21 protein-coding genes and 1 pseudogene are annotated in these 24,662 nt (G+C 73.1%); 12 read left to right on the forward strand and 10 right to left on the reverse strand.

Features of this window, described 5'->3' with window-relative positions:
- Positions 1 to 182: 182 nt before the first annotated feature.
- Positions 183 to 365 carry a hypothetical protein gene (locus tag H6H00_RS17995; RefSeq protein ID WP_185716920.1) on the reverse strand — a complete coding sequence of 61 codons (183 nt, stop codon included), beginning with the start codon at positions 363 to 365 and terminating at the stop codon, positions 183 to 185.
- 9 nt (positions 366 to 374) lie between these two features.
- Between H6H00_RS17995 and H6H00_RS18000 the strand changes: the two genes are divergently transcribed.
- Positions 375 to 1,877, forward strand: coding sequence for a serine/threonine-protein kinase (locus H6H00_RS18000; protein WP_185716921.1), 1,503 nt, complete (start codon positions 375 to 377; stop codon positions 1,875 to 1,877).
- A gap of 61 nt (positions 1,878 to 1,938) precedes the next feature.
- Here the strand turns inward: H6H00_RS18000 and H6H00_RS18005 are convergent, their stop codons facing one another.
- Entirely contained in the window at positions 1,939 to 2,643 is a 705-nt protein-coding gene (locus H6H00_RS18005) for a hypothetical protein (protein ID WP_185716922.1), read from the reverse strand.
- A gap of 172 nt (positions 2,644 to 2,815) precedes the next feature.
- On the opposite strand from H6H00_RS18005, the gene H6H00_RS18010 reads away from it, so the two are divergent.
- A complete protein-coding gene (locus tag H6H00_RS18010) occupies positions 2,816 to 3,490 on the forward strand; it encodes a response regulator transcription factor (protein WP_185716923.1) in 675 nt (224 codons plus the stop codon).
- Positions 3,487 to 5,418: a sensor histidine kinase gene (locus tag H6H00_RS18015; protein ID WP_185716924.1), complete on the forward strand. Its 1,932-nt coding sequence runs from the start codon at positions 3,487 to 3,489 to the stop codon at positions 5,416 to 5,418. Before H6H00_RS18010 ends, H6H00_RS18015 begins: the two co-directional genes overlap by 4 nt.
- 469 nt (positions 5,419 to 5,887) lie before the next feature.
- Here the strand turns inward: H6H00_RS18015 and H6H00_RS18020 are convergent, their stop codons facing one another.
- From H6H00_RS18020 to H6H00_RS18055, 8 genes are all read right to left on the reverse strand, one after another.
- Positions 5,888 to 6,658, reverse strand: a complete 771-nt coding sequence (locus tag H6H00_RS18020; protein WP_221775577.1) for an enoyl-CoA hydratase/isomerase family protein — start codon at positions 6,656 to 6,658, stop codon at positions 5,888 to 5,890.
- Positions 6,655 to 8,304 carry an AMP-binding protein gene (locus tag H6H00_RS18025; protein ID WP_255425240.1) on the reverse strand — a complete coding sequence of 550 codons (1,650 nt, stop codon included), beginning with the start codon at positions 8,302 to 8,304 and terminating at the stop codon, positions 6,655 to 6,657. The genes H6H00_RS18020 and H6H00_RS18025 overlap by 4 nt, the downstream gene beginning before the upstream one ends.
- A gap of 26 nt (positions 8,305 to 8,330) precedes the next feature.
- Entirely contained in the window at positions 8,331 to 9,494 is a 1,164-nt protein-coding gene (locus tag H6H00_RS18030; RefSeq protein ID WP_185716926.1) for an ABC transporter substrate-binding protein, read from the reverse strand.
- Between the two features lie 26 nt (positions 9,495 to 9,520).
- Entirely contained in the window at positions 9,521 to 10,261 is a 741-nt protein-coding gene (locus H6H00_RS18035; RefSeq protein WP_255425241.1) for an ABC transporter ATP-binding protein, read from the reverse strand.
- The gene (locus tag H6H00_RS18040) at positions 10,248 to 11,024 is read right to left on the reverse strand and encodes an ABC transporter ATP-binding protein (RefSeq protein WP_185716927.1); all 777 of its coding nucleotides are present in this window, start codon (positions 11,022 to 11,024) and stop codon (positions 10,248 to 10,250) included. The genes H6H00_RS18035 and H6H00_RS18040 overlap by 14 nt, the downstream gene beginning before the upstream one ends.
- On the reverse strand, positions 11,021 to 11,899 hold the full coding sequence (locus H6H00_RS18045; RefSeq protein WP_185716928.1) for a branched-chain amino acid ABC transporter permease: 879 nt from the start codon (positions 11,897 to 11,899) through the stop codon (positions 11,021 to 11,023). The genes H6H00_RS18040 and H6H00_RS18045 overlap by 4 nt, the downstream gene beginning before the upstream one ends.
- Positions 11,896 to 12,789: a branched-chain amino acid ABC transporter permease gene (locus tag H6H00_RS18050; RefSeq protein ID WP_185716929.1), complete on the reverse strand. Its 894-nt coding sequence runs from the start codon at positions 12,787 to 12,789 to the stop codon at positions 11,896 to 11,898. The genes H6H00_RS18045 and H6H00_RS18050 overlap by 4 nt, the downstream gene beginning before the upstream one ends.
- A 234-nt stretch (positions 12,790 to 13,023) precedes the next feature.
- Positions 13,024 to 13,659: a TetR/AcrR family transcriptional regulator gene (locus H6H00_RS18055; RefSeq protein ID WP_185716930.1), complete on the reverse strand. Its 636-nt coding sequence runs from the start codon at positions 13,657 to 13,659 to the stop codon at positions 13,024 to 13,026.
- A gap of 223 nt (positions 13,660 to 13,882) precedes the next feature.
- On the opposite strand from H6H00_RS18055, the pseudogene H6H00_RS18060 reads away from it, so the two are divergent.
- The 9 genes and pseudogenes from H6H00_RS18060 (at position 13,883) to H6H00_RS18100 (ending at position 24,619) form a co-directional block, all read left to right on the forward strand.
- Positions 13,883 to 14,880 (forward strand): annotated as a pseudogene (locus H6H00_RS18060) (TIGR03617 family F420-dependent LLM class oxidoreductase).
- A 158-nt stretch (positions 14,881 to 15,038) separates the two neighbouring features.
- On the forward strand, positions 15,039 to 16,832 hold the full coding sequence (locus tag H6H00_RS18065) for an acyclic terpene utilization AtuA family protein (RefSeq protein WP_185716931.1): 1,794 nt from the start codon (positions 15,039 to 15,041) through the stop codon (positions 16,830 to 16,832).
- Positions 16,829 to 18,307, forward strand: coding sequence for an acetyl-CoA carboxylase biotin carboxylase subunit (locus tag H6H00_RS18070; protein ID WP_185716932.1), 1,479 nt, complete (start codon positions 16,829 to 16,831; stop codon positions 18,305 to 18,307). The genes H6H00_RS18065 and H6H00_RS18070 overlap by 4 nt, the downstream gene beginning before the upstream one ends.
- Positions 18,304 to 18,825, forward strand: coding sequence for an acyl-CoA carboxylase biotin carboxyl carrier protein subunit (locus tag H6H00_RS18075; protein WP_185716933.1), 522 nt, complete (start codon positions 18,304 to 18,306; stop codon positions 18,823 to 18,825). Before H6H00_RS18070 ends, H6H00_RS18075 begins: the two co-directional genes overlap by 4 nt.
- Positions 18,822 to 20,420 (forward strand): acyl-CoA carboxylase subunit beta, encoded by a 1,599-nt coding sequence (locus H6H00_RS18080; protein ID WP_185716934.1) that lies wholly within the window; start codon positions 18,822 to 18,824, stop codon positions 20,418 to 20,420. Before H6H00_RS18075 ends, H6H00_RS18080 begins: the two co-directional genes overlap by 4 nt.
- A gap of 23 nt (positions 20,421 to 20,443) precedes the next feature.
- Positions 20,444 to 21,217, forward strand: coding sequence for an enoyl-CoA hydratase/isomerase family protein (locus H6H00_RS18085; protein WP_185716935.1), 774 nt, complete (start codon positions 20,444 to 20,446; stop codon positions 21,215 to 21,217).
- A gap of 2 nt (positions 21,218 to 21,219) precedes the next feature.
- Positions 21,220 to 22,824 (forward strand): class I adenylate-forming enzyme family protein, encoded by a 1,605-nt coding sequence (locus H6H00_RS18090; RefSeq protein WP_185716936.1) that lies wholly within the window; start codon positions 21,220 to 21,222, stop codon positions 22,822 to 22,824.
- Positions 22,821 to 23,867: an NAD(P)H-dependent flavin oxidoreductase gene (locus tag H6H00_RS18095; protein WP_185716937.1), complete on the forward strand. Its 1,047-nt coding sequence runs from the start codon at positions 22,821 to 22,823 to the stop codon at positions 23,865 to 23,867. Before H6H00_RS18090 ends, H6H00_RS18095 begins: the two co-directional genes overlap by 4 nt.
- Positions 23,864 to 24,619: an SDR family NAD(P)-dependent oxidoreductase gene (locus H6H00_RS18100; protein WP_255425242.1), complete on the forward strand. Its 756-nt coding sequence runs from the start codon at positions 23,864 to 23,866 to the stop codon at positions 24,617 to 24,619. The genes H6H00_RS18095 and H6H00_RS18100 overlap by 4 nt, the downstream gene beginning before the upstream one ends.
- Positions 24,620 to 24,662: the final 43 nt, after the last annotated feature.

Below are 24,662 nucleotides of genomic sequence, written 5' to 3' on the forward strand. Positions count from 1 at the left end.
GAGTGTGGAGCTTCACCCGGTCGAACGCACGACGAGGAGTCGGGCGTGTATCGGATCGTGATGTGGCGCCCGCTCCGCACGGATCTTCCATTCTGGTGGCCGAGGGAATGATTTCTGGTTAGGCTGCCCTGGCCTGCTCGTTCCTGTGCCACAGGAGCCCGCGGGTACCGGGTCAGCGCCCGTCATGGACGTCTGCCGTCGGCGGATGCGCTGGCAGCGAGCTGGCAGACGACCTCGGCGGCAGCGGCGACGTGTGCCCGCTGAGCGTCGGTGGCCGCACAGGTGCCGTTGTCGATACCGTCGACCAGCGCCCGCAGCATCCTCAGCACGTCGACGAGTTCATCGTTGTTCCACGAGTCGGTCATGAACCCAGAGTGCTGCCGTCCCGGCCCGCGCGGCGCCGTCCGAATGCCGATCGCGATGGTCCGAACAGGTGCATCCTGCGCAACGGAAATCACGTGGGCCACCGCGAACGGTGGCGTGACGACTCCCGGTGCGCGGTCGCGCCGGCATCAGGCAGGTGCGGGCGGCACAGGGCGGGGATCTCGGGCGTGATGACGGTGCAAACGGGGAATGCGGTGTGGGTGACGACGACGAGATCCCCGGGGGCGGACGGTCTCCTGGGTGGGCGCTATGCGCTGGGTGAGGTCCTCGGGATCGGGTCGTCGGCGGTGGTCCGTCGTGCCGAGGACGTGCGCACGGGGCGGTTCGTCGCGGTCAAGCTGTTCTCGGCCGGGGGCTCGCTGGTGGAGCACCGCAGGCGTCGCCGCGAGGTCGAGGCCCTGACGCGGTTGCGGCACCCGGGTCTGGTCCGCCTGCTCGACGGTGATCCCACCGGTGCGTGCCCGTTCGTCGTCACCGAGTTGGTCGAGGGGCCGACGCTCGCGCAGGCGCTGGTCGAGGGGGCGTGGGGGGCGGAGCGGGTCCGGCGGGTGGGTGCGGTGGTGGCGGCGGCTCTCGCGGTGGTGCACGTGGGCGGGTTCGTGCATCGGGACGTCAAGCCGGCGAACATCCTGCTCGATGGCGGGGGTCGGCCCCGGTTGGCCGATTTCGGCGTCGCTTGGGCGGTGGACGGGGCGACGGCGACGACGGCGGGTGCGGTGGTCGGGACGGCGGCGTACATGTCGCCCGAGCAGGTGGCCGGTCTGGAGGTGGGTCCGGCTACTGATGTCTACGCGTTGGGGCTGGTGTTGATCGAGGCGTTGACGGGTCGACGGGAGTATCCGGGATCGGCGGTGGAGTCGGCTGTGGCTCGTCTGAGCCGGTCGCCCCGGGTCCCGGGCGGGTTGCCGGTGGTGCTGGCGTCGGCCATCGGGGCGATGACCCGGACCGATCCGGCGCAGCGCCCCGGAGCGGCTGAGGTGGCGACGCTGCTGTCGGACACGGCGGCGTCGACCGGCGGTCCGGGCGCGTCTGCTCCCCGCTCCCGCTCGCGTCGTGGACTGTTGGCCGCGACGGCCTGCGTGCTCGCGCTCGGGGTGGCAGGGGCGGACGGGACCTCGGCGCCGAGCCCCCCGGTCGCCGAAGGGTCGGCGCCGACCGAGGCGGCCATTCCGCCGGTGACGTCCATGGCTCCGACCGGCCCTGCGACGGGCCGCCAGGACGAGGCGGCGCCGGTCGCCCGCTCCGTGCCCGAGGGAACGGGGCCGACCGAGGCCACCGTCGTCCCGGCTGTCGGCGGTGCGGAACGCTCTCCCGATCAGGTCCCCACCGACGACCCGACGGCCCGCCCGGTCGAGGACGCCGACGACGGCAGCGCCGGCGCGGACGCCCCGTCCGAGGAGGAGGCGGGCCGGCCGGGGAACGGTGGTGGCCCGGGTGGGAACGGCCGGGGCAGGGACCACGTGGCCGGCCCGCCCGGACGCGCCGACGACTAGGGGGAGGCCGGCGTCGCCAGGTCGGCGGGTTGCGTCGCGAGGTGGGCACGGCGTTGCCGCATCACCTCGCGACGCGCGGGAAGGCAGGCAGCTCCCACTCGTCGTCGGGGGTGCGCAGCACCCGGATCGCGAGCGCGCCCATGCCCAGCGCGGTCAGCCCCCACGCCACGAGGTCGAGCAGGGGCATCCCGAGGACGACGGACACCACGTGCAGCGGCTGCGACGCGATCATCAGCGTGGCGACGGGCGTGGTGAGCAGCCGCGCCCGCCGGGCCGCCACGCCGAGCAGCACGGTGCCGACGACGTGCCCGAGGACGAAGACCAGCAGGGCGATCGTCGGGGGGACGAGCGTGTCGGCCGCAGCGACCAGGTCCTCGGCCTGTGCGGCGGTGAGACCGGCCGCGGGAGCGATCGCGTAGACGGTGTCGACGAACCCGAGGGTGTACATCGCGAGGTAGCCGGGCACGAGGAAGGCGGCGGTCCACAGCGCCAGGGTGGGCACGTAGCGGCGGAGCAGGTGCAGCGCGGTGTACGCGCCCGGGAGCAGCGTGAACGTGGCGACGAGTCCGAGCCACAGCACCAGCGTCATCGTCGACGGTGCGGCGAGGGCGGCGGCGGCGTCGGGCGGGTAGACCGATCGGATCACCGCGACGGCGGCGGGTCCGACCGGCATCAGCACGGCGCCGACGACGCGGCGCAGGGTGCGGCGGTCGCGCACGGGCGCCGGGCCGGGACGGACGGGTGGGGCCTGCGGGTCGGTGGACATGGCGACTCCTGGTGGGGACGGGGCCTGCGATCGGATCCAGCGTCGCGGGGGAGGGGCTCCGGGCGCCCGGGGTGCGCGCCCCGGCGGGACCCGCGCGACCGGGAGGAGTTCCCGGGTGCACCCGGGACCGCGCCCCTACCCGGTACCGGGTGCGGTGCCGGACAATCGTCGGATGCCGCGGGCCGCCGGACAGGGTGAGATCAGGGTGCTCGTCGCCGATGACCACCCCATCGTGCGCGGCGGGCTGATCGCCCTGCTGGACACGCTCCCGGGTCTGGTCGTGGTGGGCGAGGCCGGAACCGGTCGGGACGCCGTGGCGCTGGCCCGGCGGCACCGGCCCGACGTCGTGGTGATGGACCTGCGGATGCCCGATCTCGACGGGGTCGCCGCGACGCGCGCGATCCGCGCCGAGCTGCCGGACACGGCGGTGCTGGTGCTGACCATGTTCGACGAGGACGCGCTGGTGGCCGCGGCGCTGGCGGCGGGGGCGCGGGGCTATCTGCTCAAGGGCGCGGAGTCCGCCGAGATCGACCGGGCCGTGCGGGCGGTCGCCGGGGGAGTGGCGATCTTCAGCCCGACGGTGGCCGACCAGGTGCTGCACCGGGCGGGCACGCCGCCGAGCACGGTGCTCGCGGGGCTGACGCCGCGGGAGCGGGAGGTGCTCGACCTGGTCGCCCGTGGGCTGGGCAACGCCACGATCGCCGGCCGGCTGGGGCTGTCGCCCAAGACGGTCGGCAACCACGTGTCGGCCCTGTTCGGCAAGCTCGGTGTGGCCACCCGCGCGGAGGCGGTGGTCCGGGCCCGCGAGGCGGGGCTCGGCACGGGACCGGTGGAGCCGGCGCGATGACCGACGGGGCGGCTCCCGGGCGCACCACCGCGCTCGCGCTGGCCTCGCTCGGCGTGCTGCTGGTCGCCCTGCTCGTCGCCGTCGCCGCCGTCGGGATGGGCCGGGGGCACCCGATCGAGCCCTACGTGGTCACGAACCTGGTCGTCGGTGGGGGCTACCTCGCACCGGCGGCGGTGATCGCGCGGCACCGGCCCCGCTCGTCGCTGGTGCCGCTGCTGGCGGTGGGCGGGGTGGGCCACCTGCTGTCCGGGGTGGGTCTCGCCGGCGTCCGGCCCGCCCTCGACGCCGGGCTGCCCGGGCTGTCCGACGGGCTGGGCGTGCTGGCCGGGGTGGGCTGGCTGTTCGGGCTGGGACCGCTGTTCCAGCTCCTGCTCGTGCTGTACCCGGACGGGCGGCTGCCGTCACGGCGCTGGCGCTGGTACCCGTGGGCCGCGGTCGGGCTGCTGGTCGTGTCGGTCGGGGCGCAGCTCGTCGACCCGGACGGGGTGCTGGCCACCGGCGGCCTCGCCCCGGCCGACCTGGCCCTCACGGCGGTCGCGGTCGGCGCGCTCGTGGGCCGGTACCGCCGCGGGGACGAGGCGGTCCGTGGCCAGGTGCTCTGGCTGCTGCTCGCGGTGCTGGTCCTGGTCGCGGTCAACCTCGAACGCGCGGTGTCCGGCACCGGTCCCGAGTTCGGGCTGCTCGCGTTCGCGTGCGTGCCGGTGGCGATGGCGATCGGGATCCTGCGCCACAACCTGCTCGACATCCGGGTCGTGGTGGCCCGCACGGTGCTCTACGGCGCGCTCGTCGCGGCGCTCCTCGGGGTGTACGCGGTGGTCGCCGCGGCGACGACGTGGCTGTTCCCGGTGGACCGGGCCGGGTGGGGGCCGGTGGCGGCCGTGCTCGTCGTCGCGTTCGCCCTCGGTCCGCTGCGCGACGTGCTGCGCCGCGGCGTCACCCGGGCGTTCTACGGCAGGCGGGCCGACCCGGCGGTCGCCGCGGAGCTGGTCGGTCGCCGGCTCGGGGACGCCGCGGGCCTCGGGGACGTCCTGGAGCAGGCCCGGTCCACGCTGCGGCTGCCCGGTCTCGAGGTGCGCGACCCGGCCGGTGAGGTGCTCGCGACGGCGCCGCCCCGGGAGGCGACCGGCCCGCCGCACATCCGGACCGGGTACGCCGAGATCGCGTTGACCAGCCGCGGGGAGCAGGTGGGGACCCTCGGGATCACCCTGCGGACCGGGGAGTTCTCCCTGCACCGCGACGACAGCGCGGCGCTCTCGGTGCTCGCGGGCCCGATCGCGCTGCTGCTGCGGGAGTCCGCCCTCGCCGAGGCGCTGCGCACCTCCCGGGCGGGCGTCGTGCGGGCCAGGGAGAGCGAGCGGGCCCTGCTGCACCGGGATCTGCACGACGGGCTCGGCCCCACCCTCACCGACGCCGCGTTCCGCGCCGACGCGGCGGCGAACCTGGTGCACCGGGACCCGGACGCCGCTGTCGCGCTGCTCGCCGACGTGCGCGCCGGCGTCCGCGGAGCGCTCGACGAGGTGCGCCGGGTCGTCTACGGCCTGCGCCCGCTCGCGCTGGAGGAGCGGGGCCTGCTCGGCGCGGTGCGGGAACGGGCGGCGAGCGCCCATCCCCTGCCGACCACCGTCGACGCACCTGGTCCGCTGCCCGGCCTCACCCCGGCCGTGGAGCTCGCCGCCTACCGCATCGCCATGGAGGGCATCGCCAACGCCCAACGACACTCGCGCGGTGCTCGGGTGCGGGTCCGGTTGGAGCACCGCCCGGACGTCCTGATCGTCGCCGTCGAGGACGACGGGGGAGCCCCGGCCGGCTACCGGACCGGTGTCGGCCTGCGGTCGGTCGCGGAGCGCGCCGAGGAGCTCGGCGGCAGCGCGGAGGTCGTCGCCGACGACACGACGTGGCTGCTGACCGCCCGGCTACCCCTGCGATGAGCCCCCGGTAGCCCCGCTCGCTGCAGGCCGGAAGCGGTGTCGTCGCGGTGGACCACGTCGAGCCGGCAACCGATCCGCCTCTCGCCCGGCGCAACCACGACCAGTCATCGAGGAGGGCGCGACGGCGACGAACCGCGTCGTCCCGGGCCGGCGTCGAGACAGTTGCCCAGACCCACCCAGAACGCCGAGAAGGCCTGGTCAGGATCCCCAGCTGGGGCGCTGACCAGGCCTCAGGTGTCATGCAGGTCCGTCGACCTCGCCACTGGTACATGCGCGCAGCTCAGAGGGCTTTCGGGTCCTGGTTCGTCCCGGGAGGTCCAGCCGGATCCGAGCCCGTGGTCACTCAGTGAGTCACTCAGTCGTCGATCTTCGCGAACACCGTCGACCGGGGGGTGTGTCTGCTGTCGAACCGTGGTCGATGCGTGGTTGCGCCCTGATGGAGGACGTCTCGGCAGGTGTGCGCAGCGGGTCAGTGGAACCGCGGAGGTCTGCGCTCGAGGAACGCGGTCGTGCCCTCGTGGAACTCGGTCGTGCCGTAGAAGCCGGTGAGGGCCTCGAACCCCTGGCGCACCGACGGCAGGGCGAGGTCGGCGGCGCTGTCGACCGACGCCTTCGTCAGACGCATGGCCTGCGGGCTGTGGCCCAGCAGGGTGGTGCACCACTGCGCGACGACGGCGTCGAGCTCGTCGTCGGGCACGGCGGCGTTGATCCAGCCCATGTCGGCGGCCTCGGTGGCGGTGTAGTGCCGGCCGAGCAGCAGGATCTCCTTGGCCCGGCGGTCACCGACGAGGCGGGGGAGCAGCTGGGTGCCGTACCAGATCGGGGAGCTGCCCAGGCGGCTGTCGGTGTGGGCGAACCGGGCGGACTCGGCGGCGACGGCGAGGTCGCACATGATGTTGAGCTCGTTGCCGCCGCCGACGCACCACCCGCGGATCTTGGCGATCACCGGCTTGCCGGTGCCGCGGATCGCCTCGGCCAGCCGGATCAGCACCCGCGCCATCCGCCGACCCTCGGCGGGGTCGAACGCGTCCTCCATCGCCACGTCGCCGCCGGTGGAGAACGCCTTGTCCCCGGTTCCGGTGAGGACCACGACCCCGGCGGCGGGGTCGGCGTCGGCGCGGTCGAAGGCGTCGATCAGCTCGCGCATGGTCTGCTCGCGGAACGCGTTGTGCACGGCGGGCCGGTCGAGGGTGATCGTCGCGACGCCGTCGGCCACGGCGTAGAGCACGTCCGGCGTCACGATCCGGCCAGCTCGGCGCGCAGGCGGTACTTGAGCACCTTGCCGCCCACCGTGGCGGGCAGGTCGTCGACCACGACGATGCGCTTCGGTGTCTCGTACCCGGCGAGTCGCTCCCGGCAGAACGCGATCACCTCCTGCTCGTCGAGCGAACCGGTCGGCACGACGACCCCGACGACGGCCTCGCCCCACCGCTCGTCCGGCACCCCGACGACGGCCGCTCGGCCGACTGCCGGGTGCTGGACCAGCACCGACTCGACCCGGATGCTGGAGACGTTCTCGCCGCCAGACTTCACGACGTCCTTGTAGCGGTCGACCATGATCCGCAGGCCGTCCTCGCCGTAGGTGCACATGTCGCCGCTGTGGAACCAGCCGTCGCGGAACGCGTCCCGGGTGGCGGTCTCGTCGCGGTAGTAGCCCGAGGTCATGGCCGGGGACCGGTACACGGCCTCGCCGGCCTCGCCGGGGCGGTCGTGCAGCGAGCGCCCCTCGGCGTCGACGACGGTGGACCCGAGCAGCGGGGTCGGCACACCCACGTAGTTCGTGGCGGGCGCGGTGCGGGCGTGCAGCTCGGGACGCCGGGTGGGCCACCAGCGGTGGCACGCGATGGCCTCGGTCTGCCCGAAGATCGCGACGAAGTGCAGGGTTCCGCCGCAGAGCTCGGTGAGTGACGTGGAGAGCGCCGGGTCCATCGCCGCCCAGCCGTAGACGACGACCGCGAGGCTGCTCAGGTCGACGCCGTCGGGGTCGGCGGTCGCCGCCCGCGCGACGTCGCCGAGGAACTGCGGCGAGCCGCCCCACAGGCAGGTGGCGCGCTCCTGGGTCACGGTCGCGGCCACCGCCGCCCCGGATGGCCTGCGGCCGAGCAGCACCGTTCCGCCGGAGAGGAACACCGACAGGACGAACGCGTGGTCGCCGATGTGGAACACCACCGGCAGGTACGTGCACAGCCGCAGGTCGGACTCCACGTCGAGGCCGCGGCTGTAGGACAGCGCGTGGCTCGACGCCGCGGCGTAGGAGTAGCTGTGGGAGATCATCACCGCTTTGGGCAGGGACGTGGTGCCCGAGGTCGGCAGGATCTCCCAGATGTCGTCGCCGTGGATGCGCACGTCGGGCTCGGTGTCGGCGACGCCGGAGATCCAGTCGTGGAAGTCGACGGCCCCCTCCGGCGGCGCGACGGTGCCCCGCACCGCCGCGGCCGGCTCCACACCGGCCGCGACGAACGGGGCACCGCGATCGACCCACCGGTCGGCGTCGACCACCGCGACCCGGGCCTCGACGTGGCGGAGCATGTGCTCGACCATGTCGTCGGCCATCATCGTGTTGATCGGCACCGCGACCAGGCCCGCCTTGGCGATGCCGATCTTGGTGAGGTAGGCCTCGACCGAGTTCTCGCAGAGCATCGCGACCCGGTCACCCCGGGCCAGGCCGCGGGCCAGCAGCGCGTTGGCCACGCGGTTGGCGATGCGGTCGGCCTGGCGGTAGGTGACGCGGGCGTAGCGCGGGTCGGCCACCGCGTCCGGGGTGGCGACGATCGCGTCCTCGTCCGGCAGGCTCCAGGCCAGCCGTTCCAGGATGTCCCCGACCGCCGTCCGGTCCCAGCGGTTGTCGTTGCGCCGCCCGACCAGGTTCTCGACGTCGATGCCCACATTCACTCCTCGGTCGTCGGCAGCGGTCAGCTGGTCAGCAGGGTCTCCTGGCCGCCCTCCCAGCGGACCATGACGCCGTCGACGCGTGCGTCGCGCTCCTCGAAGCGGACCGGGCCGGCCGCGCCGTCGAACCCGGCGGTGGAGACGTCGAGCAGGGCCTGGTGCAGCGTCTCCCGGTCGAACGAGGTGGCCGTGTTCAGCGCCTCGATCACCATGGAGGCGCCGTCGTAGCCGGATGCCGCGAAGGTGTCGGGGGCGTCGCCGAACCGGGCGGTGTACGCGTCGACGAACGCCTTGCCGGTCTCCGACGCCGTGGCGGGGGAGAAGTCGATCGGGTAGACGACGCCGTCTGCCTCGGCGCCGAGCGCCTCCAGCGCCTGGGTGCCGATGCCGGGCTGGGCGGCGATGATCCCGGGGAAGTCCGCGCGCCGCAGCTGTGTGACCACCGAGGTGTTCTGCTGGCTGAGCACCAGCATGAGCACGGCGTCGGGCTGGGAGGCGAGCACGCCGGTCATCTCCGCGGAGAGGTCGGTGGCCTGGACGGACACCCCGGAGCTGCTGACGATCTCGTACCCGTCGCGCTGGGCCGCCTCCGGGTAGAAGGACTCGGCGAGGTTCTTCAGGGTGCCGTTGTCGCTGTTGTAGATGATCGCGACGCGCTTGACGCCCTGCTCCTTGAAGTAGGTGCTCTGGATCTGGTGGTAGGTCGCCTGGGGGGCGGTGACCCGGAAGATCTGGTCGCCGGCGTCGACGACGCCCGGGCTGCCGGAGTAGATGGTGACGAGCGGCAGCCCCGCGCGCTGCGCGATCGGGGCGACGGCCGGTGCGACGTTGCTGCCGGTCCCGAAGACGGCGATCGGCGCGTCGGAGCCCGCGACCTCGGTCATCACACCGGCGCCGACGCGGGGGTCGCTCTGCGAGTCGTGCATCCGGGTGGCGAGGGTGACGCCCTCGACGTCACCGTTCGCGTTGGCCTCGTCGATCCGCAGGTCCCAGCCCTGGCGGACGGCACCGGTGAACGTCTGGGCGACGCCGGTCTGGTCGAGGACGAAGTCGATCGTGAACTCCGCGGGTCGGCCGGCGGCCCCCGCGGCGGCCTGCTCGCCGCCGCCGCAGCCCGCGAGCAGCACTGCGGTGGTGGCGATCAGTGCGGCGGCGGCCGGCCGCCCGCCTCGGAACGCTCGGATCATGGTCGGTCTCCTCGTCGAGATGGGGATCAGGCGGGTTCGGGGGTGGTGGGTGTGGTCTCGACGCCCAGGAAGGCGCGCAGCACCAGCGGGTCGTCGCGGACCTGGTCGGCCGGGCCGGACAGGGTGATCTCGCCCTGTTCGAGCACGTAGGCGGTGTGGGCCAGGTCGAGGGCCGCGGCGGCGTTCTGCTCGACCATGAGGACTGACATCCCGCGCGCCGCGATCTCCCGGATCGCGTCGACAACCCGGTCGACGACGATCGGGGCGAGCCCCATCGACGGCTCGTCCAGCATCATCGCGACGGGGTCGGCCATCAGTGCCCTGCCGAAGGCGAGCATCTGCTGCTCGCCGCCGCTGAGCAGCCCACCCGGCCGGTCGGCCAGTGCGGTGAGCTCGGGGAACAGGTCGGCGACCTGCGCGGCGAGCTCGGCCCGCCGGGCCCGGGAGCGCACCGGGTAGGCGCCCAGCTCCAGGTTCTCGCGGACGGTGAGCGGGGCGATGATCCGCCGTCCCTCCGCGACCTGGACGAGGCCGGCCCGCGCGACGACGTGCGGGCGGCGGTTCGTGATGGGTGTTCCGCGGAACGTGACCGTGCCCGCCGCGGCCGGCACGACACCGCTCAGGGCGTTCAGCGTGGAGCTCTTGCCCGCGCCGTTCGCCCCGAGCAGGACGGCGACCTCGCCCTCCTGCACGTCGACGTCGATGCCGTGCACCGCGGTGAGCTGGCCGTAGCGCACGACCAGACCGCGCACCTCAAGCAGCGCCACGGGACCTCCCCAGGTAGGCCTCCTGCACCTCGGGCCCGGCCGCGGTCTCCCGGGGCGGTCCCTCGGCGATGAGGCGGCCGAAGTTCATGACGAACAGGTGGTCGCAGATGCCGAGCAGGGTGCGCAGATCGTGCTCGACGACGAACAGCGTCAGGCCCTCGTCGCCCAGGCGGCGGATCACCCCGGCCACCTCGGCCCGCTCGCCCCGGCTCATCCCCGCCAGCGGCTCGTCGAGCAGCAGCAGCGTCGGTCGTGCGGCCAGTGCCCTGGCGATCTCGATCCGGCGCCGCGTGCCGTAGGAGAGCTCGTCCGGGGCGCGGTCGGCCAGGTGCGCGATCTCCAGGCGCTCCAGGGCCTCGTCCGCGGACCGCGCGGCGGCGGTCGCGGCGCGGCGGCGGGCCGCCCGGCCGAAGACGTCGCGTCCGGCTGCCGCGTCCGGGGTCAGCCCGTCGGCGCCCAGCAGCACGTTCTCCCGCACCGTGAGGGTGGGGATGAGCTTGATCGACTGGAAGGTGCGGGCGATCCCGGCCCGGCTGACGACGTGCGCGGGTGACCCGGTGAGGTCGGCGCCGTCGAGCTCGAGGCGGCCGCCGGTGAGGGGCTGCACCCCGGAGACCGCGTTCACCAGCGTGGTCTTGCCCGACCCGTTGGGCCCGACGACACCGTGCACCTTCCCGGGGCTCACCGTCAGGGAGATGCCGTCGACGGCCTTCACCCCGCCGAACCACACACGCAGGTCGTGGACGTCGAGCCGGCCGGTCATGACGGCACCTCCTCGGGGACGGGCTGCGTCGCCTCGGCCGGACGCCGGGCTCGCCGCACCCGGCTCGTGACGGCCCGGACGAGCCCCACCGCCCCGTCCGGCGCGTAGATCACGAGGACGACGACGATCGCGGCCTGCAGCGCCGGCCGGTAGGAACCGGCGAACGCGAACACCTCGGGCAGCGATGCCACGACGGCCGCGCCGATCACCGGGCCGTACCAGGCGGCGGTGCCGCCGATGACGATCATCGTGAGCGCGTCGACGATGAGGGAGAACGAGATCTGGTCCGGGGTGAAGACGCTGAACAGCAGGGCGCTGCAGGCCCCGGACAGCCCGCCGAGCGCGGCACTGAGCACCAGCGCGGCGCGCCGGTTGCGCACCACGGGGATGCCGAGGCTGCCGGCGAGCTGGTCGTCGAGGCGCAGGACCTCGAGCATCCGCCCGGAGCGGCCCCGCTCCAGCAGCGCGACGCCCAGCGCGCAGATCGCGGTGATCGCGAGCAGCGCCGGCGTGGTGATGCCGACCGGGATGCCGAGCAGCCCGAGCGCGCCTCCGGTGACGGACTCCCACTCCAGCGCCAGCACCTGCACGAGCAGCACGAACGCGAACGTGGCCATGGCCAGGTAGAGGCTGTGCAGGCGACCGAGCACCAGTGCCAGCACCAGACCGAGGACCGCGGCCTGCGCGACGGCGGCGAGCACCGCGAGCGGCACCGGCACGTCGTTGATCGCGAGGGCACCGGCGGTGTAGGCGCCCGTGCCGTAACAGGCCACGCCGGTGACGGAGAACGCCCCGGCCCGGACGGCGACGTGGATGCTGAACGCCAGCAGAGCCAGCACCAGAGCGTTCTGCACGAGGGGCTCGTAGGTGCTCATGCGCGCTGCCAGGCGGTGCGGGCGAACAGTCCCTGCGGCCGGAGCAGCAGCAGGAGCAGGATCACGGCGAAGACCACGGCGTCGCGCGCCCCGGAGCCGAGCAGCACGACGGTGGCGACCTCGGCGGCGGCGATGAGGAACGCCCCGGCGATGGCGCCGTACACGCTCCCGACCCCACCGATGATGATGACCGCGAACGCCTTGAGCAGGAGCGAGTCGGTCATGCTCGCCTCGACGGACCCGATGTAGAGGGCCAGCAGGAGTCCGCCCGCCCCGGCCAGTGCCCCCGCGATGGCCATGGTCGTGAGCGCGAGGCGGTCGGTGGAGATGCCGAGCAGGCCGCAGGTCTGCCGGTCGTAGGCCAGCGCGCGCAGCGCCCGGCCCTGCCGGGTGCGCGTGACGAACAGGGCCAGCGCCACGCCGATCGCGAGGGACAGGCCCACGATGAGCAGCTGCAGATTGGAGACCGTGGTCCCGAACAGGGGGTAGATCTCGATCGCGAACGAGCGCGGGTCGATCACCCGGACCCGCCCGCCGGTGATGTCGGTGGCGAGCGCGTGCAGCACGGCGCCCGCGGCGATGCTGCCGATGAGGATGGCGAGGGCCGCACTGTCCTCCGAACGGGCCCGGGCCCGGATCGGCCGGAACACCAGCGTCTCCAGTGCCAACCCCAGCACCGCCCCGACGGCCATGCACACCGGCAGGAGGACCGCGATCGGCAGCACGGCTCCGCCCGTGGTGAGCAGGTAGCCGGTCAGGGCCGCCGCGACGAGCACGTTGCCGTGCGCGAGGTTGAGGACGTTGAGCACGCCCCAGGACAGGGTCAGACCGAGCCCGAACAGCAGGTAGACCCCACCGAGGGTGATCGCGTCCCGCACGTAGTCGAGCACAGGCGTCCTTCCACGACGAAGGGGCGGCCCGCCGATCGACGGCGGGCGGTGCACATGCGCCGACGGAGCGGACCGTCCAGCGCTGCAGTTGCTAACCATTCACTAGCGTGGTGAAGCTAGCGGACGGTGCAAGTGGTGTAAAGCACAAGACCGACTCCGCAACCGAGGCGATCCGGGGACGCTCCGTCGGTACGGGCCGGGATGCCGGTCGCACCGACCGCGCCCGGACGCAGGTCAGCCGGTCGCGCTCGGGCTCTCGTCGGTGGAGTGCTGGATGCGGGGACCGGCCACGTCGACGCCCAGTGCGCGCTCCGCCGCGGTCGAGAGGAAGACGGCCAGCTCCGACTCCGCGATCTCGATGCGGTAGCGCAGGCAGGAGTGGATGACCGAGATGGCCGCGTGCACCCGGATCTTGGCCTCGGCGGCGCTGAGTTCCGGTCGGACATCGGTCAGGACGTCCTGCCAGAGATCGATGTAGTGCCGCTGCTTCCACCTCAGGCGGCGGAGGTCCTGCTCCGGCACGTTGCGGGATTCCTGCAGGTAGACCTGGCACAGACGGCGCTCGGTGAGCGTGAAGCGCACCTGGCCGTCGACGAGGGAGGCCAGCGTGGCGCGCGGGTCACCGGAGGAGCGCAGTGCGCCCTCGGCGTCGACGACCAGACGGTCGACGACCCGGTCGAACATCTCGACGAGGATGGCGGACTTGCTGGGGAAGTGCCGGTAGATGCCGGACCCGACGATGCCGGCGGCCGCTCCGATGTCGGTCAGGTTCACGCCGAGGAACCCGTGCTGCGCGATCAGGTCCGCCGCCGCGCCGAGTATGCGTTCCCTGCGCTCGGGGTCCCGGATCCGCCCACCCGCCTTCGGCACCGTCCTGTCCCCTCCCCGTCCCGCAACCCCCGTCGGAGCTCGAGTGGTGTCGCCCCGGTTCGTCAGCGTAGCCGTGGTCGCCCGCTCACCCGGTGCAGCCGCTGCGAGGTGCGCATCCCCGGTGCCGCAGGCGCGTTCACCTGCGCCGCCCTTGTGCTGACCACGGGACCCTGGCTAGCTTGCCCGACCAAGTCAACACCCGATCACCGGAGTCCGACCCTCGATGCGCCTCGACACCGTGCTCGACCCCGAGTCCGCAGCCGGCGCAGCGGCAGAGATCGAACGTGCCGGGTACGGCTGCGCGTGGGTCACCGAGACCGTCCGCGACCCGTTCCTGGTGCTCGCGCTGGCGGCGGGCGAGACCCGCGAGGTCCGTCTGGGCACCGGGGTGGCGATCGCCTTCGCCCGCAGTCCCATGACACTCGCCCAGTCCGCCCACGACCTGCAGAGGATCAGCGGAGGCGGTTGCTGCTGGGTCTGGGGTCGCAGGTCCGCCCCCATGTGACCCGGCGGTTCGGCATGCCGTGGTCGCGTCCGGCCGACCGCATGCGCGAGTACGTGCTGGCGCTGCGCGCGATCTGGGCGTGCTGGAACGACGGTGCCGAGCTCGACTTCCGAGGCGAGTTCTTCTCCCACACCTTGATGACCCCGTTCTTCGATCCGGGCCCGAACGGCTTCGGGCCACCCGCGGTGCTGCTCGCCGGGGTGGGGCAGCGCATGACCGAGACGGCCGGCGAGGTCGCCGACGGCTTCCTCTGCGGCCCGTTGACCAGCGTCGACTCGCTGCGGACGCACACGCTGCCCGCCGTGGCGCGGGGGCGAGCCCGCTCCGGGATCCGCGACTTCACCGTGTCCGGGATGCCGCTCGTCGTCACCGGTGCCGACGCGGCGGCCACCGCCCGGGTCGCCCGGGCCACCCGCGACCGCCTCGCCTTCTACGCCTCCACTCCCGCGTACCGCCCCGTGCTCGAGGTGCACGGCTGGGGCGAGCTGCACGACCGTCTGCACGTGCTGTCGTGCGCGGGCCGCTGGCAGGACATGGGCGACCTGATCGACGACGAGGTGCTCCACACGTTCGCCGTCGTCGCAGGGCCCGATGACGTGGCGTCGGCACTGCAGGATCGATGGGCCGGGCTGGCGGACGGGCTCACCGTCCACTGCGCGGACGACCCCGGACCCGGGGTGTGGTCGGCGATCGCGGCCGGGACGGCGCGCGCCTGACGCCTCGGCCAGGCGTCGGGCCGGACCTTTACACGGGATCCGAGCACCGCTACCGTCCGCCTAGTCAACGAATGTTCACTAAGCTCGTCGTCCGCGACGGGCCGGACGTTCCGCTCGACCGCGGGCCGGCCGCCGGGCCACCCGTCGGGAGGAGATCGATGAAGGACGACGTGCGCATCGGATGCTTCGCCGCGTTCTGGGGTGACACCACGGCCGCGATCCACGACATCCTCGACGGTGCCGAGGTCGACTACCTGGTCGCCGACTACCTCTCCGAGATCACGATGGCGCTGCTCGCCCGAGCGCGCGCCAAGGATGCCGACGGAGGTTTCATCGCGGACTTCGTGGCCACGGTCGCCCCGGTCCTGCCGCAGATCGCCGAGCGGGGCATCAAGGTCGTCACCAACGCCGGTGCGCTGAACCCGGCCGCCGCCGCGAAGGCGATGCGTGCGGCGGTCGCCGAGGCGGGGGTGCGCCTGACGGTCGCGGCCGTCGAGGGCGACGACCTGATGCCGCGACTCGCCGAGATCCGTGCCGGGTCGCCGACGGACATGTTCACGGGGGAGCCGCTCCCCGCGCAGCCGGGTTCGCTCAACGCCTACCTCGGTGCCCGCCCGGTCGCCGCGGCCCTCGCCGCCGGCGCGGACATCGTCATCGCGGGGCGATGCGTGGACGCCGCGGTCGTCCTGGGCCCCCTGATGCACGAGTTCGGCTGGAAGGACGACGAGTACGACCTGCTGGCGGCCGGCACGCTCGTCGGGCACATCCTCGAGTGCGGGCCCCAGGCCACAGGTGGCAACTCGACGGACTGGGCGTCGGTGCCGGGCTGGGAGCGGATGGGCTACCCGGTGGCGCAGTGCCGGCCCGACGGGACCGCTGTGATCAGCAAGCCGCGGGGCACGGGAGGGCTCGTCACACCGGCGACGGTGGGGGAGCAGGTCCTCTACGAGATCGGGGACCCCGGTGCGTACCTGATGGCCGACGTCGTCTGCGACTGGCGCGACGTCGTGCTCACCCAGGACGGACAGGACCGCGTCCGCGTCGTGGGCGCCCGCGGGTCCGCGCCCACCACGACCTACAAGGTGACCGCGACGAGCGTGGACGGGTACCGCGCCCTGACCACCGCGATGTTCGCCGGTGCCGGCGCAGCGGGTAAGGCGCGTCGGATGGCGGAGGCGCTGGTCACCCGCACCCAGCGGCTGATCGCCGACTCCGGGTTCGAGCCGCTGACCGAGTCGTCGATCGAGGTCGTCGGGGCCGGGGACGTGATGGGCCGGGAGCGCGACGACGCCGCGACCGAGGCCGTCGTGAAGATCGGCGTGCGGCACCCCGCCCGGGCGGCTCTGGAGATCTTCTCGGTCGAGTTCGTCTCCTTCGCCCTCGTCGCCCAGGGCATGACCGGGGTGTTCGCCGGGCGGCCGCGCGTCGCGCCGTCGATCGCGGTGCACCACCTGCTCGTGGACAAGGCCGGGACACCGGTCCGGGTCCTGCTCGGCGACCCCGATGCGGGCGGGCGGGCCTTCGACGTCGAGATCGCGCACGGCGATCCGGGTGCAGCGACCGGTACCCCCCAGCTGGCGGACGAGGACACCACGCCGACGGGTACCTCAGTCCCGCTCGGCGCCATCGCCTACGGCCGCAGCGGGGACAAGGGCGACCTCGCCAACATCGGGTTGCTCGCCCGGCGGCCCGAGTTCGCGTCGGTCGTCCGCGACCAGGTCACCGCCGCCCGGGTCGCCGAGCACTTCGCGCACCTGGAGCCCGACGGGGTGCGACGGTGGGCCGTCCCGGGGCTCGACGGGATCAACATCGTCCTCGACGGGGTGCTGGGCGGCACCGGCGGAACGTCGACGCTGCGCTACGACCCGCAGGGCAAGTCGTACGCCGCGATGCTCCTGACGATGCCGGTCGTCGTCCCGACCGAGTGGACGCGGGACGGGGTGATCGCATGAGCCTGCCGGGCAAGGTCCTGGTCGCCAACCGCGGGGAGATCGCGGTGCGGATCATGCGCACTCTGCGTGAACTGGGGATCCGCAGCGTGGCGGTGCACCACGCCGTCGACGCCGGGAGCCGCTTCGTGCGCGACGCCGACGAGGCCGTCGAGCTGTTCGGACCGACCCCCGTCGCCGCCTACCTCGACGCGGCGGCCGTGGTCGCCGCCTGCGAGGCGTCGGGTGCCGAGGCGGTGCACCCCGGCTACGGCTTCCTGTCCGAGCGCGCCGCCTTCGCCGAGGCCGTCGAGGCCGCCGGGGTCACGTTCGTCGGACCGCCGCCCGATGCCATCCGGGCCATGGGCGACAAGATCGAGTCCAAGCGGCTCGCGACCATCGCGGGGGTACCCACGCTCCCCGGTTCGGAGGGCGCCCTGTCCGACGTGGACGACGCGCTGACCGAGGCGGCGCGGATCGGCTACCCGGTGCTGCTCAAGGCCAGCGCCGGTGGCGGGGGCAAGGGCATGCGGATCGCCCGGACCCCCGAGCAGTGCCGGGAGGCGTTCTCCCAGTCCAGCGCCGAGGCGGTCGCGAGCTTCGGCGACGGCAGGCTGTTCGTCGAGCGCTACGTCGACCGGCCCCGGCACATCGAGATCCAGGTGCTGGCGGACTCGCACGGCAATGTCGTGCACCTCGGCGAGCGCGAGTGCTCCATCCAGCGCCGCTACCAGAAGGTGGTGGAGGAGGCGCCCTCGCCGTTCGTCGACGACCGCATGCGCGAGGAGTTCGGCAGCGCCGCCGTCGCGCTGGCCCGCAAGGTCGGCTACACCTCGGCCGGCACGGTGGAGATGGTGGTCGACAGGGGAGGCAACGGCTACTTCCTCGAGATGAACACCCGGCTGCAGGTGGAGCACCCGGTGACCGAGCTGGTCACCGGGGTCGACATCGTCGCCGAGCAGCTGCGCGTCGCCTCCGGGGAGAAGCTGTCGTTCACGCAGGACGACGTGCGGTTCACCGGGAGTGCGATCGAGTGCCGGGTCTACGCCGAGGACGCCTACCACGGCTTCATCCCCGCCGTCGGTCCGCTGCGACTGGTCCGCTTCCCGTCGGGCCCGGGGGTGCGGGTCGACCACGGGGTGCGTCAGGGCGACGAGGTGACCTCGGCGTTCGATCCGATGATCGCCAAGGTCGTCGGGTACGGCGCGACGCGCGCCGAGGCGATCACGAACACCTCCCGGGCCCTGCGCGAGACCGTGCTGCTGGGCACCATCACGAACACGGCGTTCCTCGCCGACGTCGTCGAGCACCCGGCCTTCGCCGCGGGTGAGACGCACACGAGCTTCCTCGACGAACATCCCGGCCTGACCGAGCCGGTCAGGGCCGACGCCGACGCCGAGCGGCTGCTCGTCGCGGCGGCGGCGCTGCACAGCCCGCGTTTCGACACGCGTCACGACGTGCCTGCCGCGCACGCGTCCGCCGGGGAGTGGCGACCATGAGCCTGCTCGTCGCCCTCGACGGGGCGGAACCGCGCGAGGTCCGGATGACCCGCAGCGGCGAGACCGCCACGCTGTGGATCGACGGCGTCTCCTGCGCGGCCCGCGTCGGGTCCGGCAACGGGGCCGTCCAGCTGACCGTCGAGGGGAGGACCGAGAGCGTCTGGGTGGTGACCGAGCGCGACCAGGTCCACGTGCACGCCTTCGGGCGGTCCTGGACCCTCGAGGTCACCGACCCGGTGGAGCGGTCCCTGCGAGCCGTACAGGGGTCCGACGCCGCGACCGCTCCCATGCCGGGGGTCCTGGTGTCCCTGTCGGTGCAGCCGGGCGACGACGTCGTGGCCGGTCAGCAGCTCGCGGTCATCGAGAGCATGAAGCTGCACAGCGAGATCACCGCGTGGCGGGACGGCCGCGTCGCCCGGGTCATGGTCGAGGTCGGCGACAGCTTCGGCCAGGGCGCGCCCCTGGTCGCGCTCGAACCCCTGGAGAACGACGACGATCCGGAAGGGGGCCCGGCATGAGGCGCATCGTCTCGCAGGTCGACACGAGCTCGGACGTCTACCGCACCAACCGCGAGCACAACCTGGGGCTGGCGAAGCAGCTGCAGGACGCGCTGTACGTGGCCCGCGAGCAACGTCCGCAGCGGGCACTGGACCGCCTCGCGGAGCAGAACAAGCTGACCGTCCGGGTGCGCCTGCGGCTGCTGCTGGACCCGGGCACGCCGTTCCTGGAGCTCTCTCCGCTGGCCGCCTCGCAGGCCTACGGCGGCGACGCCCCGCAGGGGCTGATCGTGACCGGGATCGGGATCGTCAACGGCCGTGAGGTGATGGTGGTCGCGGGGGACAGCTCGCTCAAGGGCGGTTCCTGGTACCCGCTGTCCACGAAGAAGATCATCCGTGCACTGGACATCGCCAGGGAGAACCGCCTGCCGGTCGTGCACCTGATCGACTCGGGCGGCGCCTACCTGCCCCTGCAGGACGAGCTGTACGCACTCGGCGGCTACACCTTCCACAACCAGTGCCTGCTGTCGGGCCTGGGGATCCCCCAGGTCGCCGTCGTGCTGGGGCACTGCACGGCGGGCGGGGCGTACATGCCCACCCTGTGCGACCAGACGATCATGGTCCGGGGCAGCGGATACGTGTTCCTCGGCGGCCCACCCCTGGTCAAGGCGGCCACCGGGGAGGAGGTCTCCGCGGAGGAGCTGGGCGGGGCGGACATGCACACCTCGGTCTCCGGCGTGGCGGACTACGCGGTGGACACCGAGGAGGAGGCCATCGCGCTGGCGCGCGAGGTCGTGGGGACCTGGGCCAAGCCCGACAAGGCGCGCGCGGACATCCGCACGCCGGAGGATCCGTTCTACGACCCGGAGGAGCTGTACGGGATCATCCCGGACGACATCAAGAAGCAGTTCGACATGCGCGAGGTGATCGCCCGCGTCGTCGACGGCAGCATGTTCCTCGAGTTCAAGCCCGACTACGGGGACACCCTCGTCACCGGCTGGGCCCACATCTGGGGCATCAAGGTCGGGATCCTCGGCAACAACGGCGTGCTGTTCAGCGAGGCGGCCAACAAGGCGACGCAGTTCATGCAGCTCTGCGACCGGGACGGCGTCCCGCTGTTGTTCCTGCACAACGTCACCGGCTTCATGGTGGGCCGGGAGTACGAGCGCCGCGGCATCACCAAGGACGGCGCCAAGATGCTGATGGTGCAGGCGAACGTCACCGTCCCGAAGATCTCGTTGCTGGTGAACGCCTCGCAGGGAGCGGGGAACTACGCGATGGCCGGCCGTGCCTGGAGTCCGCGGTTCCTCTTCTCCTGGCCCAACTCCCGCTCCGCCACGATGGGCGCGGACCAGGCCGTCAAGACCCTGACCCAGGTACGCGTCGCGAGCCTGAAACGGCAGGGACGCGAGCCCGCCCCCGACGAGCTGGCCGCGATCCAGAGCGAGGTCGGCGAGTACTTCGACCGCACCTCCAGCCCGTTCCACCTCACCTCGGAGATCCGGGACGACGGGCTCATCGACCCGACCGACACGCGCAACACGCTCGGCATGGCGCTGTCCGCATCGCTGTGCGCGCCGATCGTCCGGACGCCCGGTGGCGTCCTCCGCATCTAGACCTCTCGACGGGAGTCAGCCCCATGTCCGACGGCACCGAAGCCGTTCTCTACGAGGTCCGCGAACAGGTCGCCTGGATCACGATCAACCGGCCCGAGGCCCGCAACGCCCTGAACGAGGCGGCACGCGACGGCATCCGCGCGGCGTTCGTGCGGTTCAACGCCGACGACGACGCGGCCGTCGCCGTCCTGACCGGCGCCGGCGACAAGGCGTTCTGCGCAGGGGGCGACCTCAAGGAGATGGCCGACACCTCGCTGCGCATCCCGCCGCGGGACTTCATGGTCTACCTGGGGCGCACGCTCAAGGTCGACAAGCCGGTGATCGCCGCCGTCAACGGTGTCGCCTACGCGGGCGGGTTCCTGCTCGCCCAGCAGGTCGACCTGGTCGTCGCCGCCGAGCACGCGAGGTTCGCGATCACCGAGTCCAAGGTCGGCCGCGGGTCGCCGTGGGCCGCCCCGCTGTCCTGGCTGATGCCGCCGCGGGTGGCGATGGAGCTGCTGATGACCGGCGACCCCATCAGCGCGCAGCGCGCCTACGAGCTCGGCCTCGTCAACAAGGTCGTCCCGGCCGCGGACCTGGTCGTCGAGACCCAGAAGCTCGCCGCCACCATCGCCGCCAACGCCCCGCTGTCGGTGCGGGCGGCCAAGGCGCTGGTGTACGCGTCGGCCGAGATGGGCTGGACCGCGGCGCTGGACACCGGTGACCGGATCTACGAGAAGGTCTACCTCAGCGAGGACGGCCAGGAGGGCCCGGCCGCGTTCACGGAGAAGCGCGCACCGGTCTGGAAGGGCCGCTGACGATGAACCTCGCCTGGTGGTTGGAACGCAGTTGCTGGGAGTACCCGGACAAGCACGTCGTCGTGGATGCGGACGGCACCGCCGTCACCTACCGCGAGCTGCGGGCGCTGTCGAACCGCATCGGCAACGTCCTCGCCGCCCACGGGGTGAGAGAGGACGACGTGGTGGTCTCGGCGATGCCCGACCACCACCTGCACGTCGCCACGTTCTATGCGGCCCTGAAACTGGGCGCCGCCTTCAGCGGACTCAACTACAGGCTGAACCCGGCGAAACCGCTCGGCGACGCGCGCCACTGCCGGGCGAAGGTGGCGATCGTCGCGCCGGAGCACGTCGAGCTGGGGCGCCGGCTCGCCGCCGAGTCGGGTGTCGGGACGGTACTGGTCACGACCGGCTCCGAGCACGGCCTGCCCGTCCTGGACGAGCTGCTCGCGGACGCGTCGGACGAGCTGCGGATCACGCCGCGCAACGCCGACGACGTCGCGGCGATCAACTTCACCTCGGGCACGTCGGGCACGTCCAAGGGCGTGACGTTCACCCACGGGACCCTGGGCAACTCGGCCTGGGGTGCGGTCTTCCTGGGCGGGATCACCAGCAGCGCGCGCAACCTGTCGCTGGTGGGGATGTACCACAGCGGCGGCATCCACGACTCGGTCCGGATGGTCATGGCCGGCGGCACCATCCTGTGGAGCAACGGCTGGGACGTCGACCGCGTCATCGGGATCCTCGTCGACCAGCGGCCCAACTGGGCGTACTGGATCATCCCGACGATGGCGCGGGACCTCATGCGCCACCCCCGCTGGCCCGAGGTCGACCTGACCGGTTTCCGCACCTACGTCGCCGGCGAACCGGTGCCCGCCGACGTGCGCGACGCCCTGCTGGGCAAGGGCGCGCAGGTCGGCAACATGTACGGCCTGACCGAAGCGATGCCGGTGTGCGTGCTCGGCCCCTCGCTCTACTACGGCGACGAGACGACCGTGCCGGCCGGCTCCTCGGGCCGGCCGAGCAAGGGCTTCGTCACGGCGGTGCTCAAGGACCCGTTCACCGGGCAGACGATCGAGGGCGACGACGTCGAGGGCGAGGTGTGCATCTCCGGAGACGTCGTGACGCCCGGGTACTTCGGCGATCCCGAACGCACCGCCGAGGCGTTCGACGACGAGGGCTTCCTGCACACCCGCGACCGCGCCTACCGCGACGCGGGAGGCTGGTGGTTCATCCGCGGCCGGGTCGACGACATCATCAACTCCGGCGGCGAGAAGCTGTCGCTGCTCGAGGTCGACGAGGTGCTGCGGGCCCACCCGGACGTCGTCGACGCGGGCTGCGTCGGCGTCGCGCACGAGCGGTTCGGTGAGGTGCCCGCGGCGTTCGTGCAGATCAGCGGGGGACTGAGCGAGAAGTCGGTGCGCGACCTGCTCGACGCGCACTGCATCGCCGCGCTCGAGCGCTGGAAGCGCCCCCGCCTCTACGTCCTCGTCGACGAGGTGCCGCGGACCCCGGCGAAGCGGAGCAAGATGGCCGCAGCGATGCGCGAGCGCATCGAGGGGCTGACGGTCGCCGACGCCGACGGCGTCACGACCCTCGGTGCGCTGCGGCGAGGAGCCACGGCATGAGCCGCACCCTCTCCAGCCGGTTCGCCGACCTCGTCGGCATCCGCTACCCGGTCGTGCAGGAGGGGCTCGGGCCGTACAAGACGGTCCGCCTCGCCGCGGCGGTGTCGAACGCGGGCGGGCTCGGCACCGTGAGCATCCCCGGGATCTCCGAAGAGCCCACCACGGGTGCCGCGATCCTGCGTGGCTACATCGAGGAGACCTGCGGGCTCACCGACAGGCCCTTCGCCGTCAACGTGCCGGTCGGCCGGGCGGAGAACGGCGAGGTGCTGCCCTTCAGCGCCGCCTACGTCGGCGCCGTCGTCGACGCGGTGCGCGACCCGGAGATCGCCCGACGGCTCCGCGTGATCACCACGTCGGCGGGCGCGCCCGCGGTCGTGCGGGACCTCGTCGCCGGCAGCGGCCTGATCCACGCCCACAAGGTCGGCGGCACCCGGCAGGCCGTGCGGGCGCAGGAGGACGGCGTCGACGTGATCGTCGCGTCCGGGTTCGAGGCGGGCGGGCACACCCACGCCCGTCCCGTGCACACGTTCGTGCTGGGCCCCAACGTCGTCGCCGCCGTCGACCTCCCGGTGGTCCTCGCCGGTGGGATCCACGACGGCGCGACGATGGCCGCCGCGCTCGCACTGGGAGCCGACGCCGTCGCGCTGGGCACCCGGTTCGTGGCCAGCCACGACAACACCGACTGGCACCCGGCCTTCGCCCAGCGGATCATCGACGCGGGCGAGGGCGACGACATCACCTTCTCCGCCGTCTACGGGCCGTCACGCGCGTTGCGGAGCAAGGGCGTCGACGATCTGGCGGAGATCGTCGCGGCCGGCACCATGGACCACGTCGAGCTGACGGCGTGGAAGGACGACCGCCTGATCCGCGCGCAGCGCGACGGCCTGGTCGACGACGGGATCCTCCCCGCGGGCAACGTGAGCAGCGCGATCACCGGCCTCATCCACGTCGCCGAGTTCGTGCCGGGCATGGTCCGCGACGCGATCGAGGCACTCGAGGCACTGGGGCGACGTGTCGTGCCCGACCCCCGGGCGGCGTCGTGAGCACCGGGCCCGCCCCGGCCGGGGTCCTGCACCCGGAGGTGCTGCGGGGGCAGGTCGCCGTCGTGACCGGTGCCGCCAAGGGCATCGGGGCAGCGGTCGCCCTGGAACTGGCCCGGGCCGGTGCCGAACTGGTGCTCTACGACCTCGCCGAACCCGGTGCGACTGCGGACGCCGTGCGCGCGCTGGGCGGCGAGGCATCGGCCGCGGTGCTCGACGTGACCGACCGGGACACCGTCGGGCAGGCGCTCGGCGCGCTCCCGCGGATCGACGTGCTGGTGACCTCGGCCGGGGTGTACGGCGAGCCGATCCCCATCGTCGACATGGCCGACGCCGAGATGGACCGCGTCCTCGGGGTGAACGTCAAGGGCGCGCTCTGGACGATCCGGGCCGCTCTGCCCGCCCTGCGCCGCGACGGGGGCGGCCGGGTCGTCTGCCTCGGTTCGGCGGCGGGGGAGGTCGGGGGTGTCGCGTCCGGTCCGCAGTACGTCGCGAGCAAGGGGGCGGTGCACGCGATGGTCAAGTGGCTGGCCCGCACGGAGGCGGTCAACGGGGTCGCGGCCAACGCCGTCGCCCCCGGGGCCGTCGACACCGACATGATCGCGGGCAAGGGGTACGACGGCGGCTACTGCCCGCTGGGCCGGCTCGGCACTCCGCAGGACGTCGCCGCGGTGGTGGCGTTCCTCTGCACCCCGGGCGCGGGCTACATGACCGGCACGGTCGTCGACGTCAACGGCGGCTTCCACATGGGGTGACGGCGCCGTGCCGTCCCCGGTTCACCACCAGTGAAGGAGCGCG

Source organism: Pseudonocardia petroleophila, from assembly GCF_014235185.1.
Taxonomy (GTDB): Bacteria; Actinomycetota; Actinomycetes; order Mycobacteriales; family Pseudonocardiaceae; genus Pseudonocardia; species Pseudonocardia petroleophila.